Annotated in this window: 19 protein-coding genes; all 19 read right to left on the reverse strand. The window is 47.9% G+C overall.

The window, feature by feature from the left end; genetic code table 11:
- Positions 1 to 225: 225 nt before the first annotated feature.
- Positions 226 to 1,503 carry an RIP metalloprotease RseP gene (gene rseP / locus SK066_RS14375; protein ID WP_320542017.1) on the reverse strand — a complete coding sequence of 426 codons (1,278 nt, stop codon included), beginning with the start codon at positions 1,501 to 1,503 and terminating at the stop codon, positions 226 to 228.
- Positions 1,504 to 1,679: 176 nt separating this feature from the next.
- The gene (locus SK066_RS14380; RefSeq protein WP_320542018.1) at positions 1,680 to 2,825 is read right to left on the reverse strand and encodes a 1-deoxy-D-xylulose-5-phosphate reductoisomerase; all 1,146 of its coding nucleotides are present in this window, start codon (positions 2,823 to 2,825) and stop codon (positions 1,680 to 1,682) included.
- Positions 2,826 to 2,866: 41 nt separating this feature from the next.
- Complete coding sequence (locus SK066_RS14385; RefSeq protein ID WP_320542019.1) at positions 2,867 to 3,670, reverse strand: phosphatidate cytidylyltransferase; 804 nt, start codon at positions 3,668 to 3,670, stop codon at positions 2,867 to 2,869.
- A gap of 53 nt (positions 3,671 to 3,723) precedes the next feature.
- A complete protein-coding gene (locus SK066_RS14390; RefSeq protein ID WP_188776687.1) occupies positions 3,724 to 4,491 on the reverse strand; it encodes an undecaprenyl pyrophosphate synthase in 768 nt (255 codons plus the stop codon).
- A 64-nt stretch (positions 4,492 to 4,555) separates the two neighbouring features.
- Positions 4,556 to 5,110 (reverse strand): ribosome recycling factor, encoded by a 555-nt coding sequence (gene frr / locus SK066_RS14395; protein WP_188776686.1) that lies wholly within the window; start codon positions 5,108 to 5,110, stop codon positions 4,556 to 4,558.
- Positions 5,110 to 5,838: a UMP kinase gene (gene pyrH / locus SK066_RS14400; RefSeq protein WP_188776685.1), complete on the reverse strand. Its 729-nt coding sequence runs from the start codon at positions 5,836 to 5,838 to the stop codon at positions 5,110 to 5,112. Before pyrH ends, frr begins: the two co-directional genes overlap by 1 nt.
- 150 nt (positions 5,839 to 5,988) lie before the next feature.
- Positions 5,989 to 6,639, reverse strand: coding sequence for a translation elongation factor Ts (gene tsf / locus SK066_RS14405; RefSeq protein ID WP_188776684.1), 651 nt, complete (start codon positions 6,637 to 6,639; stop codon positions 5,989 to 5,991).
- Positions 6,640 to 6,905: 266 nt separating this feature from the next.
- Positions 6,906 to 7,604, reverse strand: coding sequence for a 30S ribosomal protein S2 (gene rpsB, locus SK066_RS14410; RefSeq protein WP_188776683.1), 699 nt, complete (start codon positions 7,602 to 7,604; stop codon positions 6,906 to 6,908).
- 208 nt (positions 7,605 to 7,812) lie between these two features.
- Positions 7,813 to 8,523, reverse strand: a complete 711-nt coding sequence (locus tag SK066_RS14415; RefSeq protein ID WP_320542020.1) for a hypothetical protein — start codon at positions 8,521 to 8,523, stop codon at positions 7,813 to 7,815.
- Positions 8,520 to 9,149, reverse strand: a complete 630-nt coding sequence (locus SK066_RS14420; protein WP_250343386.1) for a hypothetical protein — start codon at positions 9,147 to 9,149, stop codon at positions 8,520 to 8,522. The genes SK066_RS14415 and SK066_RS14420 overlap by 4 nt, the downstream gene beginning before the upstream one ends.
- A 71-nt stretch (positions 9,150 to 9,220) precedes the next feature.
- The gene (locus SK066_RS14425; RefSeq protein WP_188776680.1) at positions 9,221 to 9,532 is read right to left on the reverse strand and encodes a hypothetical protein; all 312 of its coding nucleotides are present in this window, start codon (positions 9,530 to 9,532) and stop codon (positions 9,221 to 9,223) included.
- 30 nt (positions 9,533 to 9,562) lie between these two features.
- Entirely contained in the window at positions 9,563 to 10,975 is a 1,413-nt protein-coding gene (locus SK066_RS14430) for a flagellar assembly protein A (protein ID WP_320542021.1), read from the reverse strand.
- 27 nt (positions 10,976 to 11,002) lie between these two features.
- Complete coding sequence (locus tag SK066_RS14435; RefSeq protein WP_188776678.1) at positions 11,003 to 11,791, reverse strand: FliA/WhiG family RNA polymerase sigma factor; 789 nt, start codon at positions 11,789 to 11,791, stop codon at positions 11,003 to 11,005.
- A gap of 15 nt (positions 11,792 to 11,806) precedes the next feature.
- A complete protein-coding gene (locus SK066_RS14440; protein ID WP_320542022.1) occupies positions 11,807 to 12,262 on the reverse strand; it encodes a hypothetical protein in 456 nt (151 codons plus the stop codon).
- A 3-nt stretch (positions 12,263 to 12,265) separates the two neighbouring features.
- Positions 12,266 to 12,763: a chemotaxis protein CheD gene (locus SK066_RS14445; RefSeq protein ID WP_188776676.1), complete on the reverse strand. Its 498-nt coding sequence runs from the start codon at positions 12,761 to 12,763 to the stop codon at positions 12,266 to 12,268.
- Positions 12,756 to 13,382, reverse strand: coding sequence for a chemotaxis protein CheC (locus tag SK066_RS14450; RefSeq protein WP_320542023.1), 627 nt, complete (start codon positions 13,380 to 13,382; stop codon positions 12,756 to 12,758). The genes SK066_RS14445 and SK066_RS14450 overlap by 8 nt, the downstream gene beginning before the upstream one ends.
- Before the next feature lie 2 nt (positions 13,383 to 13,384).
- The gene (locus SK066_RS14455; protein ID WP_188776674.1) at positions 13,385 to 13,843 is read right to left on the reverse strand and encodes a chemotaxis protein CheW; all 459 of its coding nucleotides are present in this window, start codon (positions 13,841 to 13,843) and stop codon (positions 13,385 to 13,387) included.
- A 30-nt stretch (positions 13,844 to 13,873) separates the two neighbouring features.
- Positions 13,874 to 15,958 carry a chemotaxis protein CheA gene (locus SK066_RS14460; RefSeq protein WP_320542024.1) on the reverse strand — a complete coding sequence of 695 codons (2,085 nt, stop codon included), beginning with the start codon at positions 15,956 to 15,958 and terminating at the stop codon, positions 13,874 to 13,876.
- A gap of 44 nt (positions 15,959 to 16,002) precedes the next feature.
- Entirely contained in the window at positions 16,003 to 17,445 is a 1,443-nt protein-coding gene (locus SK066_RS14465) for a protein-glutamate methylesterase/protein-glutamine glutaminase (RefSeq protein ID WP_320542025.1), read from the reverse strand.
- Positions 17,446 to 17,461 lie beyond the last annotated feature (16 nt).

Genomic DNA, 17,461 nt, shown 5'->3' on the forward strand with positions numbered 1-17,461 from the left:
AAAATGGGCGACCGCTATCATCTACACGGTGCCTCTATTTTTGCAGCTGATCAGGACATCTTGCATTCGCATGTAGATATTCCTGTTTGTTCATCTATTGTAGCATGATTCATTATTTTTTTTGAAGATGTTCCGTAAAAGAACAATAGAAATACAGGCAAACAACAGCCAGGCACAACGCTCATGCTGCTGCACGTTGTGCCTGGCTGCCTGTTTATCTGTTCATTAGCCTTTAATCAAACGCAAAATATCGTTATACGTGACTGCAATCATCAGCAGGAATAGCATCGCAAAGCCAATGACATGCACCAGACCTTCCTTGCTTGGCTCGATCGGCTTACGGCGAATCCATTCAACGAAAATGAAGATCAATCGACTACCATCCAGTGCTGGAATCGGCAACAGATTGAAAATCCCCAGGTTCGTACTGATCAATGCTGTCCATAAAATCATGCTTGCCAATCCTTGACGAGCGACCTGCGCGGTCATATCTACAGTTCCGACCGGCCCAGCCAGATCATTGATCTGGAACTGACCAAAGATCAGCTTTTTCAGTCCGCTTAGAATCGCTGTGCTCATATCGACAAACTGCTGCCCTGCCTGCGTGAACGTTTCCGTAAAGCCAGCTGGACGTGTTTGCGGAGATACGGAGACACCCACCTTACCGACATTATTGCTCTTCGGGTCAGCTTTTGGTGTGACATTGATCGTTTCCTGTTGACCGTTACGCTCAATCTTCCACTCCATCGCTTTGCCTGGAGATTGCTCGATCATACCGATCATTTTAGCCGAGTCGCCACCGATGCGAACACCATTAATTTCTTCAACGATATCGCCCTTTTGCAAGCCAGCAACCTGTCCAGCAGACGCTTCAGTTACCTGTCCAAGCACAACGCCCTGTGGATTATCGACTGGAACACCTGTCATTCGTACGAAGATGATACACAGCACGAATGCGAGAATAAAGTTCATCGCAGGCCCAGCGAAAATCGATAACGCACGTTGTCCAACCGATGCACTGTTAAAATGACGGTTGCGCGGTGCGATCTGAATCTCCTGACCTTTGACGGTCATCATGGCCTGTGGGTGTACAGCGAAGGTCTGCACCTCGCCATCTACATCCATTACGATGCGCAGATCATCCACCAGATCGATCGACTGCACTTCACCGCGAATGACATTACGACGGTTATCCAGCTGATCCACAAAGATCGATTTGACCTGATCACCGGCTGTACGTACAGCGATGGTCTGACCCGGCTGAATATCTGCTAGCTCTGGGTCTTCACCTGCCATACGCGCATAACCACCAAATGGCAACAGCCGTAATGTGAATACCGTCTCATCCTTTTTATATGAAAACAGCTTGGGTCCAAACCCGATTGCGAATTCGCGTACAAGTACCCCGGCACGTTTGGCAAAGAAATAATGTCCCCATTCATGCACCGTGACAATGACGAAAAACATGAGTACCGTCATGATTATTACTTGAATTGTCTCCAAATTGCCAAATCCTCCTTCATATGCTTGCGACCGAAGTCTGTAAGACCGGATAGTCTGTACGTTCTTAGATTATCACTTTTGTAAGTCCGGTTACAAGCAGCGGCAGTACAGTAGAATGAAATTTTTTCCATATCTCATTCTAGCACTCCTTCTGCCGCTTGGAAGACCGTGTGGAATCAGGCAAAAGCCTTCGCTGCACGCGCTCTGGTCAAACGATCCACCTCATGAATCGTCTCTAGATCTGGTGCTGCAATCGTCTCATGCTGCTCCAATGCATCCGCAATAATATCCTCAATCGTTAGAAATGAAATCTCACCCTTTAAGAAACGAGCAACAGCGATTTCATTCGCTGCATTGAATACCGTTGGCGCGGTTCCGCCAAAACGTCCGCTCTCAAAAGCCATTCGCAGACATGGGAAGCGTTGCTCGTCCATTTCGCGGAACGTCAGCTGTCCAATTTTCGCCAGCGACAAGCGCGTAGAAGGAGAAGGCTGACGATCTGGATACGTGAGTGCATATTGAATCGGCACTCGCATATCTGGATTGCCGAGCTGAGCGATAATACTCGTATCCACGAATTCTACATAGGAATGAATAATACTCTCCGGGTGCAATACAACCGAAATACGATTATACGGCATATCAAACAGCCAGTGTGCCTCGATCACTTCCAGCCCTTTATTCGCCATCGTTGCCGAATCAATTGTGATTTTGGCACCCATTGACCAGTTGGGATGCTTGAGTGCATCCGCTACGGTAACATCGCGTAGCTGCTCGCGTGTACGATCACGGAACGAGCCGCCAGAAGCCGTTAAGGTTAACTCAGCAATGCGCTCACGTGGCTCACCATTCAGCGATTGAAAGAGTGCAGAGTGCTCGCTATCAATCGGCAGCAAGGCGACACCCTTCTGACGCGCACGCTCGGTTACAATATGACCTGCGGTTACCAGTGTTTCTTTGTTCGCAAGACCGATCGTTTTGCCAGCATCAATCGCTGCCAGTGTCGAAGGCAAACCCATGCTCCCCATTACTGCGGTAACGACCGTATCGGCCTCCGTACCCGCAGCTACTTCGATCAGACCCTCATCTCCATAATGAACGGCGATCTCCTGTGGCAATCGGGACCGAAGCTGCTCAGCCAGCTCGCGAGTTGCAACCGACACAAGACGTGGACGAAATTCCAGCGCTTGCTCGGTGACCAGATCAATATTGCTGCCTGCTGCAATACCCTCCACAGCAAATTGCTCGGGATGCGCACGTACGACATCCAGTGTTTGTGTACCAATCGAGCCAGTCGAACCCAGAATTGCAATCTTTTTCATGATGGCCTCCATCGTCGATTCCAGTAATGTACCTGTTCTATTTATTGAAATGGCATCAGCATCAGGATGTGCACAAATGGGAATACCATCAGCCAGCTATCACAGCGATCCAATATCCCGCCATGCCCTGGTAACAGCTTGCCCGAATCCTTGATGTTATAGATGCGCTTATATGCAGATTGAATTAGATCACCCATCTGTCCGACTACAGCCGCTGCCAGACCGATAAGAAGAGCATTCCAGAGTGGAAGAAGCGTTGGCGACACAAGTGAGAACACAACCGCTGCCACCATTGCAAAAAAGATTCCACCGATTGCTCCTTCTATCGTCTTATTTGGACTGATCGAAGGCCAGAGCTTGTTTCTGCCAAGCGTTTTCCCTGTAAAATACGCTCCAATATCACTCGCCCAGATCGAGCATAATAGCATAAATGTCCAGAACAAGCCGTGTCCATCCGGCGCCTGCCTCGTATCCGCGATGTAGGTAAAGCCCATCCCCACATAAAACGCCCCGATGAACAGCATAGCCATCAGCTTAATATCCAGGCGATTTTTGGAGATGACGGTTACGGATAGCAGAAGCAGCATAACGACCCATATCATATGGTCAACGGACAATGGCGGTGTCAGATCCATTAGTGTCCAGGGAAAAAGCATATATGCGACACTAATGTAACCGATCACCGCCGGTGCTCCAAATGGAGCCGCCTTTGTCATCGTTACAAACTCATAATATCCGACCAGTGCCATCGCCAGGAGAAAGGCTTGATACGCATACCCTCCAGCCAGACAAAATCCCAGATATAAGATTGCGGCTAAAAGCCCCGTGATTATCCGCTCTTTCACAATTTATCCTCCATCCGAAACAACATGGGCGGCCCGCTCACCGGGATTACGGCTTATAAGCCGCCATATCTGCGTATTCTGCGCTGATACTCCGCTACTGCTTCAATCATATGCTCCTTGCTAAATTCCGGCCAATAGATCGGTGTAAACCAGAGCTCACTATATGCCAGCTGCCATAGCATAAAATTACTGAGTCTAAGCTCTCCACTTGTGCGGATCAATAGATCGGGATCAGGCAAACCGGATGATTGCAGCACCTCGCCAAATGTATCTGGCGTGATCTCATCTACGGATATCGAACCTTCCTGTACAGCCTGCACCATTTTCTTCACACCTTCGGTAATTTCAATCCGACTACCATAGTTTAGCGCAAAGGTGAGTACCAGTCCGGTGTTGTGTTTCGTATCGCGGATAGCTTTTTCAAGCGGCTCCAGCGTATAAGCAGGCAGTATACTTTTATCACCCATCAGGCGAACCTGTACATTTCGCTCTACCAGTTCATCCAGCTCGGTTGCCACAAATTCAGCAGGCAGCTTCATCAAAAACTCAACCTCATCCTTTGGACGCTTCCAGTTTTCTGTGGAGAAAGCATACATTGTCAAATACTTGACCCCAAGCTCATCAGCTGCAATTGTTGCACGCTTGACTGCTTTCATCCCGTTTTGATGCCCGATCACACGTGGCATGCCGAAGTTTTTTGCCCAGCGTCCATTTCCGTCCATAATAACGGCAATATGCTGTGGAATATTATCCGGCGACAGCTCGCTGGATTGACCCTGTTCATCTTTATCCAACCACGAGCGAACAACACGCTTGAACATTGCTTTTCCTCCATACGGTGTGAAAAGAGACAAACCCCACCAGGTTGGAGGGGTCGCCAGTCTCTTACACTTCCATGATCTCTTTTTCTTTCGCAGCAAGTACATTGTCGACTTCCTTGATGAATCGGTCCGTCAGCTTCTGTACATCCTCCTGATGACCATGTGACTCATCTTCAGAGATATCTGTTTTTTCAAGCTTTTTAATATCATCATTCGCATCACGGCGAATGTTACGAATCGCTACTTTTGATTCTTCACCGAACTTCTTCGTCAGCTTCACCAGCTCTGTACGACGCTCTTCAGTCAGTGCCGGAATTGACAGGCGGATAATGTTACCATCATTCGCAGGTGTCAAGCCGAGATCCGACTTCATGATCGCACGCTCGATATCGCTCAGTGACGTTTTGTCCCATGGCTGAATGAGCAGTGTGCGTGGGTCTGGTGTGCTAATGTTAGCCAGCTGGTTTACCGGTGTCATCGCACCGTAGTATTCCACCTGTACACGATCCAGAATGGATGGAGTTGCACGGCCTGCACGCAATGTTGCAAGGTCACGGCCCAGCGCCTGGATTGCTTTCTCCATGCGTTCTTCTGCGCTTTTCTTGATCCCTTGTGGCATTAATCTACACTCCCTTTAACGATAGTTCCGATTTTTTCACCCAGTACAACGCGTTTGATATTGCCTTGCTCTGTAATAGCGAAGACAATCAAAGGAATATTGTTATCCATACACAGTGAGGAAGCTGTCGAATCCATAACGCCCAGATTCTGATTCAGCACCTCCATGTAGGTGAGTTGCTCGAATTTTTGTGCAGTCGGGTCCTTGAACGGATCTGCCGAGTACACACCATCAACTTTGTTTTTCGCCATCAAAATAACTTCTGCTTCGATCTCAGCTGCACGCAGTGCTGCTGTTGTATCTGTGGAGAAGAATGGATTACCCGTACCTGCCGCGAAAATGACAACACGTCCCTTTTCCAGGTGACGAATCGCTCTACGACGAATGTAAGGCTCGGCAATCTGCTGCATTGCGATGGAAGTCTGTACACGCGTAGGAACTTCGATCTGCTCCAGCGCATCCTGTAGTGCCAGTGAGTTCATCACTGTAGCCAGCATGCCCATATAGTCAGCCGTTGCACGGTCGATCCCGTTCTGGCTGCCTGCAATCCCGCGCCAGATATTCCCGCCGCCACATACGACTGCAACTTCTACACCCAGCTCGACAACTTCCTTGATTTGCTCGGCGATCGACGAGATCATATCAGATTCGATACCATATCCCGTTGTTCCCGATAACGACTCACCACTGACCTTCAGGACCACTCTTTTAAATACAGGCTTATTCAAAATGCATACCCTCCACTTTGTGAATTTAGTTATGTTAGCCGGAGCGACTTTTCTATAGGATTTTACAAAAGAAGGAACACAGTCTGTGTCCCCTCCCTTGTTTGTATTCCCGAATTGTGATCCGGTATGGTTATCTTCAATGATTGAAGATTAGCGTTTAACCTGTGCCATAACTTCTTCAACAAAGTTATCTTCTTTTTTCTCCAGACCTTCGCCCAGCTCGAAACGAGCGAAACGACGGATCGAGATGTTTTCACCGATTGTGCTGATTTTTTCGTTCAGCAGTTGGCTGATTGTTTTGTCTGGATCTTTAACGAAAGATTGCTCTAGCAGGCAGTACTCTTCGTAGTACTTGTTGATGCGGCCTTCAACCATTTTCTCAACAATTTTCTCAGGCTTGCCTTCGTTCAGCGCTTGAGCTTTCAGGATTTCTTTTTCTTTCTCGATTGCTTCAGCTGGAACTTCTTCACGACGAACGTAAAGTGGGCTAGCTGCTGCGATTTGCATAGCGATATCGCGTGCGAAGTCTTTGAACTGATCTGTTTTACCAACGAAGTCAGTTTCACAGTTGATTTCTACCAGTACGCCGATACGACCACCAGCGTGGATGTAGGATTCAACTGTACCTTCAGTTGCTGCGCGGCCAGCTTTGTTTGCTGCTGCGGACAGACCTTTTTCACGAAGAACGTCAATCGCTTTTGCGATGTCGCCGTTTGTTTCTTCCAGCGCTTTTTTGCAATCCAGCATACCTGCGCCTGTTTTTTCACGAAGCTCTTTTACTGCGCTTGCGTTAACTGCCATTAGTGTAACCTCCATATAGTTGAGAATAGAATATAAGTACCTTGCATACTAAATTGGTTCAGGCAATGCCAATCAACCGTTCTGCAAGTATTGTAGCTTCTTTCTAATGATGCAAACCATGATGCACATCCAGTAGAAGCTTACCATATTTCATCAGGAAATAAAATTCCCGACACCTTAAAAAAAGGGCAGTGAAAGGTTTTACACCTGCCAGCCACCCTTTTATTTTGCATAACGTGAATTTCTTATCGATACGTGATTAGCAATTAGGCAGTTGTTTGCTCGCCTTGGTTAGCTTCGATCACTGCATCAGCCATTTTACCAGTCAACAGTTTAACAGCGCGGATCGCGTCGTCGTTACCTGGAATAACGTAGTCGATTTCATCTGGATCGCAGTTTGTATCAACGATACCTACGATTGGGATACCCAGTTTGCGAGCTTCTGCAACAGCGATACGCTCTTTACGAGGGTCGATGATGAACAGGGCGCTAGGCAAACCTTTCATGTTTTTGATACCGCCGAGGAATTTTTCCAGACGATCTTTCTCTTTGCGGAGCAGGATAACTTCTTTTTTAGGCAGTACTTCGAAAGTACCGTCTTCTTCCCATTTTTCCAGCTCTTTCAGACGATTGATACGTTTTTGGATAGTTTCGAAGTTAGTCAGTGTACCACCCAACCAACGTTGGTTGATGTAGAATTGACCAGCGCGCTCAGCTTCTTCCTTAACGGAATCTTGAGCTTGCTTTTTAGTACCAACAAACAGTACAGTACCGCCGTCTGCTGCTACGGATTTTACAAAGTTGTAAGCTTCGTCAACTTTTTTAACCGTTTTTTGCAGGTCGATGATGTAGATACCGTTTCTTTCAGTAAAGATGTAACGATCCATTTTCGGGTTCCAACGACGAGTCTGGTGACCGAAATGTACGCCAGCTTCGAGAAGCTGTTTCATGGAAATAACTGCCATGTGTGTGTTCCTCCTAGATTTGGTTTTTTGTGTGCCTCCGCAAACGTCAACTTTCGGCAAAACTTCTCATACGAAAAGCACCTCTGCCTGAAATCAGAATGCGTGTGTTTTAACACCAGTTAATAATATAGCATAGGCGCATATCTGTTCGCAACTATTTTATTTGCAAAAAAACAGCCATCTCCGGCTGCCGCATGTGCACGACCTATTAAGGAGATGACTGTCCTGATAATGTACGCAAAATATCATCGTAGCTCTGACCGGAGCTAATCTGATAGCTGCCTACCTGTAGCTTTTTGTTCACATTTAGCTGGGATGCTCGATTGATAAAGTCACCCTGACTTTTAATCAAGCCCTGCTTTTTCAGGTTAAATGCAATATCATTGAGCATCTGACCACTGCTAACGGTAAACCAGTTGCCTGATGCGTTAGCTGATGTAGCATTTGAAGCGGATGCCGTATCTTTCGTAGTCGTTGTCGGCGTCGTTGGTTGAGATGGCGTATTGACTGTACCGGAAGCAGAGCCAGACTGTGTACCATTCGCTGAGGAGGTAGTCGAAGAGCTTGTTGAGCTTTTCGTATCTGAGGTGCTTGGCTGCTCTGGACTTTCCGGGGCAGTTGGCTGTTTGGTCTCCTCTGGTTCTTTTGTGGTGCTTTGCTGTCCGGATTGCTGAGACTGCTTCTTCTTCTCTTCCTCCTGCTTCACTAGCTCCTGCCACTGCTCCTTGGTGTATACCTTTTGATCTGCGGTGTATACCTGCATATTTTGTGCCTGAGCGGCCTGCTGAATCTGCTCGGGAGTGAGCTGCGCACCGCTTAGCATCGTTTGTCCTTTGCCGATATTCACAAGCTGTAGCAATACAGCACCGAGGATGATGCCGATTCCGATTCCGATCATTAATGAGCGATTTTTGATCACGATTGTTCCTCCTGTTTGGCCAGCTGCAAAATCAATAAAACTTCCCCTCGCTGGAGGCCAACGGTACGGGCAATAGTGTCGACGGACTTTCCACTTTCATGAAGCTGGAACAGCTCTGGATAACGATCCTGAATGCGTTCCTTGGCAGCGTCCTGCTGCTCTTGCTGTGCAGCCTCTAATGCCTCCTGCTCCCGCTGCATACGTGCTGCGGATTCGCGTAGCGCCTCACCTTGACGTCCAAGCATCGCAGGGTCTAAAGGTGGAACAACAGGAGGCTCCATCGCTACAGGCTCCTCAGATACCGATGATGATGCTTGTGGCGCAGGTACAGCACGCTGCTCCAGCTCCATTAGACGCTGACGCATTTCACTCACCTGCTCCTGCAAGGCAATTTGCTTGGCTGAGGATTCCTGCTTGATTTTGGAAACGAGATCGATAATCTCTTCGTTTTCCTTTTCGATTTCGGTCATGTAATGCTCTAGCGTATCTTCTACCTTTTCTACGGTAGAGGATAATGCAGCTTCTGGCTGCTGCTTAGCCTCTCGTTTTTTCGGAAGCAGCATACCGTAAACAACAGCCACTGCTCCCAGCAAAACGATATATACCCATGAAGGGAAATCACCCATTGTATACTCACCTGCGTTAATTTATCGTCAAAATGTAGTGATCGTGTTCGATTGCAAACAAAACCTGCCTTTTAAAAGGACAGGTCGATATGTTTGCCTTTGTATGGATGCTCGGCGGGCGCTACATGCTGTTCTTCTACTGGCTGCTCTGCGTGATGCTGACGAGGAGCATGCTGCTCACCCGGATGACCATCATGAATCATGCCAGAAGCGGATTCCTTGACACTATCACTGCGTGTCCGCATTCGTTCCGTCTCTTCACTCGTGCGATCCGCTAATATTGACTGTTCAATGGAAGGGCGAAGCAGATTTTCCTGTTGAATTTTACTTGCTTCCGTTGTACGCGGTACAGCAATTTGCAATTCTACAGCTCTCAAACCCATAGTGAACACCCACCTTATACTGGATTAATATTAATGATTAGGCACCATCGTGATATCTCCATCTGTGAAGACGAAGCTTACGCGCTGGGCTGTATCTTTAATATACTTGGTATAGCGACCGATGACCAGCTTGGAACCGCCATAAATCGTATGCATCACTTCAATTTTTGCTTTGCCTGACTCTTCCAGCCTTTTTTCGATCTCCAGGGCGCTATCACGAATCTCATCGCGCTCGCGAAGCTGACTTTTTTTCGTGGCAGAAAGCTTGATACGAAGTGCCATTTTATCTGGACCGAGCTGTCCTACCGCTGCTAATTGATCAAGCAGCACAAGTGCCTTTTCGGTTTTATCCAGATTTTCGTTATGTGTTTTAAGTTCTTTCCGTAGCACAACCAGTTGATTACGTAGCTCCGGTAGCACGCCTACCTCGATTTCGGTAACGGTGAATGCCGTATTGCCGATCGTTCGTCCGACTACCATCTCACCTGCCTGTAAATGTCCACCAACGATCAGACCCTTCGGACCATCGCAGCGAATGCTAATACCTGCCTGTACGTGCGAATGCATAATACTTTGCGATACATGCACCGTTTCGCCTGCCTGTACATTAGCATCCTGAATAAATCCTGTTTTGACATCGACAGCGGCTTTGACCAGCCCTTTATGATATCCGATAATGCCGCCGGTAATTTCAATGGAGCCGCCTGCTTCAATCTCTGCGCCCTCCACGCCACCGACTACTCGAATATCACCAGAAGCGCTCACTCGAAAACCGGATAATACGTTCCCACGAATGACAACCGTTCCAACAAAATCGATATTACCGGTATGATAGTCGACGTCGCCGTTTACTTCATACACAGGAAATACGTTGATTTTCTCGTTGTCGGTAAATGAGATCATGCCATCAATCGCTGCGTAAATTGCGGTTTGCTCCGGATTAAGTACGATATTTTTGCCGATTTTGAAACGCACATCCTTGCCTGGTTTGTAGGGAATAGGCTCTCCTTTTACATCTATACCCGCTTCACCAGGCAATGGATCAACTTTTTCAGCAATCAGCTGACCCTTGAGCGTATTATTTAACCGTATAATTTCTTTGTAGTCCACTCTGCCATTTTCAGCTTCGCGTGGACCACGATTTTGGTCATCTAACCTCACTGCATATTGGATATAACCATCAATTCCAGGCACTGGCGGTGTACCGCAGGCTACCGTTACCAGTTCGGAACGGTATGCCTCGGGACGCTCAGCCAGTTTTTTGAGTTCATCCATCTGTATGCCGTGGGTGATTCCCTGTGTACGCAAAAATCCCTCCAATTGTTCTACATTCCATTCAAATTCATCATCAAGCTCAAGATTAGCAATTTCCATATAAGCAACCGATTTGTCGTTGGAAAAACTGATTTTGACATATTGATCAATCGTCAATTGAGATGTCACGCCTTATTTCCCCTTTCACAAACGGCGTTACATATCCTGCATTAACAGACCTCTTTGCTTGTCCAGCGCTCCTCGTAAACGAAGGATTGCTTTTGAGTGCAGTTGTGAGATGCGTGACGGGGATAACGACATCACTTCCGCAATTTCACTGAGTGAAAGGTCTTCATAATAAAGGAGCGACACAACCGTTCTTTCTTTTTCAGTAAGCTTCTCGATCCCCTTCATTAACAATTCCTTCAACACAAAATCATTGACTGAACGATCGGGATTTTTCGCTTTTTCATCCACGATCAAGGACATGCGTGTTTCGGATTCTTCTTCACGAATAGGGTCCTCAAGTGATGTAATCGTCATAACGGCTACATCCTGAAGCATCGTTTGGAATTCACGCTCACTCACATCCAAATATTCGCTAATCTCTGCATCGGATACGGAGCGCAAATATTTTTGTTCCAGCTGCTGATAGGCATCCTCAATTTTCCGTGCTTTTTCTCTCACCGAACGAGGTACCCAGTCCCCTTGTCTTAATCCATCCAGGATGGCTCCGCGCACACGCCATGAAGCATACGTTTCAAATTGCAGTCCGCGTTTGTAGTCGAATTTCTCGATCGCGTCGATTAGACCCATGACCCCATTGCTCATCAGATCATCCTTCGATACATTTTTCGGAAGACCAATAGCAAGTCGGCTGGACACATATTCAACCGTTCCTAGATAATTTTCGATCAGCTTTTTTTTCGCTTCTACATTGCCATGTTCCTTCCACTGTACCCACAGCTCAATGTGGTTTAAATGGCTTCCCTTTTGCTCGCTCACTTGCTTTCACCCTCCTTACTTTTGTGTCAGGTGGCGTAAGGCCTTCGCCAGTTCCTCTGGATCCTGTTCCTTGGTTGAAACGAGCTTGGGTGGATTCAGAGGTGCGAAGCCGTTATCACCGTCAGAATGGGATGGCTTCGGTGTCAGCAAATCGTTTAGTTCATTGTCTTGATCCGGTGTGGTGATATCAAGCAGATTGCCTCGTCCCGGTTCATCGTTCAAAGACTGCCCTTCGTCTTCCTGTATGCCCTGCACCGCACTGCTTGCAGGCGGTTTTCCTGCACTGCTACTCGGCGTTGCAAGTACGCCCAGTATAAACCGTAGCAGAAAGGCGAGCGCAAACCAGAGGATAAAGCCTAAACAGCCTCTTACGAGGCTGGTGGTCCACAAATTATTTCCTAAAGAGAACAGAAAGGTGATGAGAAACCCCAACACCCCAGACCATACATTGATCTTAATATTCCCTATCATACCTCATATTTCCTTCTTACCCATTTGTACGCTTCGAATCGACAACATTCCTGTTGTACAATCCATTTCAATCGTGCGTCCATAATTGGCACCGGTATCCTCCGCAATTAAAGGAATTTTGTACTCTTGTAGAAATAATTTGCAGGCTTCCACATTGCGGGGACCAATCCGCATATTGTCACCACCACTGGAAAAGGAGAACATCTGTGCACCGCCAGCCATTTTAGCGACTAATCTGGAGCGAATTGCACCAAGATCTGCCATTCGTTTGAGCAATTCCGGTAACGCAGTATCTGCGTATTTCGCAATGTTCAACTGCCCTTCACGAGCAATATCCGATGATGGCAGCATGACGTGCGCCATGCCGACCAGGTGAATATTTTTGTCGTAGAGAGTAAGGCCCACACATGAACCCAATCCCGTCGTTCGGATAATTCCTGATTCCTTTACGACGTTCAAATCGGCCATACCCACCTTAACGACGGCTTGTTCTTCAATCATCTTGCAATGGAACTCCTAGCGCGATGAAGATCTTTTCAAATGATTCGGGATCGGGAATCAGGAAAAATTGTCCTTCAACTTCATCTTTACCTTCGAGGAAAGTCGTATCAATTAGAAGTGCATCGTCACCCATTTCACCGAACTGGATGAGTCCATAATTGAGGATCGCGCCTGCCATATCGTACGCAAGACCTGGCACGGTCGGAGTCATGGAAAGACCCGTAAAGTCAGCAAGCGAGGACAGATACGAGCCTGCCAGAATGTTACCGATCTCGGATAATGCGGATTGCTCCATTTCACTAAACTGCTCCTCATCGACCACTACAAGTCCTGCCAGTCGATGAAGCAGGCCTTTACCTGCTTCTGGAGTCAGAATAAAGAATAGATTCCCTGGAGCATCTCCCTCTACGCGGAAAAAGACCGCAAGTACGATCTGTTCCTGTCCGCCAACCTTTTCGGCAATTTGCTCAAATGGTAAAATCTGAACCTTTGGCACTGCCATATCGATGGGCTTGTCCAGAAGCTGGGAAAGGGCAGTGGCTGCATTGCCTGCCCCGATATTCCCAACCTCCTTCAGCACATCCATTTTGAAGCCTTCGAGTTTCTCAAAGAAACCCATGATTAATCCTCGATACCTTCGAGTTGCACAACCTCGGTTTTATCAAGTACTTCCGCGAGGTTAAGCATGATCAGCAGCCGTTCTTCGTCAAGCTTTGCTACACCATCAAGGTATCTTGCTTTTACGCCACCTACAACCTCAGGTGGTTTTTCGATGCTGCTGCGTTTGATATCGACGACATCATTAGCGGAGTCTACGATGAAGCCTACTTGCATTTTGTCCACTTCCACGATGATGATACGGGTTTGATCGTTGTATTCTGTCTGCGCCAGATTGAAGCGACCGCGCAGATCGATAACCGGAATGACGACACCGCGCAGATTAATAACGCCTTTTACAAAATCAAGCGTCTTAGGAACGCGGGTGATAGGCATCATACGCTCGATTGTTTGTACTTTATCGACCTCGATACCATACTCCTCGGTTGCCAGTTTAAATACGATAACTTTCAATTCATCCATGGGTAAATCCTCCTCAATAAATGGACTGCATTATTTAATGAATGCATTCGGATCAATAATCAAAGCAACCTGACCGTCGCCGAGAATCGTCGCGCCAGAAATGCCCATTGTCTCAGGCAGATAGCTACCCAGACTTTTCAGGACGATCTCATTTTGCCCGATGAAGTTTTCAACGGCAATCGCTGCCAGCTTGTCACCTTTGCGAATGACAACGATCTCTGTTTCTTCCTCTTCGCGCTCGTCGAAGTCTGGAACCTCGAATACACGGCTGAGGGAGAGCAGTGGAATATGCGTATCGCGGTAAGGAATCAACTGACTGCCATGCAAGTCGCGAACCTGTTTCGCTTTGATGATGCCCGTTTCCACAATTGAAGTGAGCGGGATCGCATATTTTTCAGAGCCGACACGGATCAGCATCGCAGAGATGATGGACAGCGTCAGTGGCAACTGTACAGAGAATTTGGTGCCTTTGCCAAGCTCTGAGGATACAGTAACATGACCACCGAGCGAAGTGATTTTGGATTTAACTACATCCAGACCTACACCACGACCGGAAATGTCAGAAATAACTTCTGCTGTACTGAAGCCTGGAGCAAACAGCAGCTGGTACACTTCTTCATCTTTCATTGTGTTAGCGACTTCCTGGCTAACTACGCCGTTTTTGAGCGCTTTTTTGAGGATGATTTCACGGTCAATCCCGTTACCATCATCTTCGATCTCGATGAACACATGGTTACCGCTGTGGAATGCACTCAGCTTCACTGTACCCGTCTCGTTTTTACCTGCTGCTACACGCTTAGCTACGGATTCAATACCGTGGTCAACCGAGTTACGCAGTAAGTGAACGAGCGGATCGCCAATCTCATCGATAACGGTACGATCCAGCTCTGTTTCCGCACCAGTAATGATCAGATCGAGCTTTTTATCAAGCGATTTAGCAAGATCTCGTACCATACGTGGGAAACGGTTGAAAACAGTATCCACCGGTACCATGCGAAGCTTGAGAACGATGTTTTGCAGATCGCTACTTACACGACCCATATGCTCAACCGTATCGGTCAGCGCAGGAACCTTCACTTCGCTAGCAAGCTGCTCCAGACGAACACGGTCGATCAGCAATTCGCTGAACAGGTTCATCAGTACATCCAGACGATCGATATCTACGCGAATCGTACGTGAAGGTGCTGGTGCAGGAGCTTTCGTTGCAGCTGCTTTAGCAGCAGGGGCTGGTGCAGCCGTTTCTGCTTTCACTGCTGTTGCGGTTGGAGCAGTTGGCGCAGCTTCTACAGCAGGTGCAGCGATAGATTGTGGCTCCTTGGAGCTAACCATTTCTTTCAGAGAGCTTGCATCCAGCATCGTTACTTTTACGCTCTCAATTTCGGAAATACTCGTTACCATCGGCTCCAGTTCAGCAGCATCCTTTTGTGTAACATAGTACAGGGAGAAGCTACGTTCGAACTTATCCTGCTCGATGTCCTGTGTGGAAGGCTCGGATTTAATTACGTCGCCATAGCGCTCCAGCAGATCGAATACCATATAGGCACGAACCGCTTTGAGCTGACAATCTTCACGAATCGATACTTCCATGTACAGTGCCTGATGACCAGCAGACAGTGACTGCTCAATTACAGATTGCTGGAATTCATCCAGCTCAATTGCTTTTGAGCTTACAGCGCTTGCTGCTGAAGGTGCTGCCACGGCGCTCGCTGTAGCTGCTGGTGTGCTGGAAGGAATCTCTCCACGTACGATAGCTTGCAGCGCTTCAACAATCGCTGTCACGTCTGCTTTACCTTCGCCGCCTTGAGTAATATCTTGAACCATAGATTCAAGCGCGTCCAGACCTTTGAACAGCGTATCGAAAATAAATTCCTGCATTGCCAGCTTCTCATTACGCACCAGGTCAAGTACGTTTTCCATCTGGTGCGTCAGCGCCGCCAGATCCTCGAAGCCCATTGTTGCTGCCATACCTTTGAGTGTATGCGCTGAACGGAAAATAACTTGCACAATTCCGAGATCGGTTGGATTGCTTTCCAGTTCCAGCATTTTTTCATTTAAAGACTGCAGATGATCATTCGACTCATCAATAAACATGGCCAAGTATTGATTCATGTCCATCGTGAGACACCTCCTCCATAAAATAACATAGTCCTTGTTATAAGCTATCTAACAATTTGTACAAGTTTTGGCGCAATTTCAGGTAATGGCAGGAGGTGATTGACACATCCAAGCTCTACAGCCGAGCGCGGCATCCCGTAAACTACACATGTATCTTCGCTTTCGGCGAAGGTAGGGATTACACCGCTGTCGTATAAATTTTTCATTTCCCGTGCGCCATCACTTCCCATACCAGTCATGATCACCGCATAGCGTTGTAGATCATTGAACGGGCGGATTGAGGCAAAAAGCGTATCCACTGAAGGACGATGTCCGTTACGTGGAGGTTCCTGCGTCAGTTGCAGGCGATAACCGCCCTGGCTTTTGGCGACAGTCATGTGGTAGCCACCTGGTGCGATATAGGCTGTACCGGGTTGCAGTGGCATACCATGCTCGCCTTCTACCACATTGATCTGACTCAAGCTATTCAAGCGCTGTGCCAGTGACCGGGTGAAGTTGGGCGGCATATGCTGCACGATGACGATGGGTGCCGGAAAATTAGCCGGGATTTGTTCTAAAAAGCTTTTCAGTGCTCTTGGACCACCTGTAGAGCATCCAACAGCAACCAGCTTACTAATTGCAGTAGCCGGACGATCCGAGTGTACCGTGTTTGCAACCGGTGGTGCAGGTGTAGACGGTACAACTGGTTCAGGGCGTGCTACGGAAGCGGCTGGCGGCTTCACTAGCGGTGCTTTAGGCTGCTTCTTTGGTTCTGTCGGAGCTACAGGACGAACCGGAGTTCGCTCTGTGCTGCTGGCAGACGCTGGGCTTGTCGACCCTGCTGGCTTGTCCAGCTTTGCCTTTTTGATATCCTCGTTCTTGACCGGACGACTTACACGTCCGCTGAGTGAGGGAGGCGGTGTGGCTGGCTTCATAGCTGGTCGACTAACCGACGGCGAAGCAGCTGGCTTTACAGGTGGTGCAGGTTTCGCCTGAGGCGTCTGTGACGTCGGCTGCTGTGCTGGAGTATCCGGCTGAGCAGCCGACGTCTGTGGCTGCTCTGTAGTAACAGGCCGTTGTTCACTACTGCGCTTACGACGGCGTTCCACCACCTGCATCGCTGTATGAAGCTGTCTGAGCAACTGTTGTCCCACTTCGTCAATATCCTGGGAGTTGCTCACGGAAGGCTTACGGATAAAGTCAAACGCTCCACTTTCAAGCGCCATGATCGTTTCACGCATGCCCTGTTCATTGATGCCAGACAGCATAATGACTGGGAGTGGGCGTTGAGACATAATGATCTTTAATGCCTCAAGCCCATTCATTTCTGGCATTTCCACATCCATCGTAACTGCATCGGGCTTGAGCTCTACCACTTTGCGGGTAGCTTCCAATCCGTTGCTTGCTGTATCGATGACCTGAAATGCCGGATCTGCCTCGATCAGGTCCGAGACAATTTTTCTCATGAATGGGGAGTCGTCTACAACTAGCACTTTATAAGTTGCCATAACAATAGCACCTCTG

The organism is Paenibacillus hunanensis (genome assembly GCF_034055775.1).
Lineage (GTDB): Bacteria > Bacillota > Bacilli > Paenibacillales > Paenibacillaceae > Saccharibacillus > Saccharibacillus hunanensis.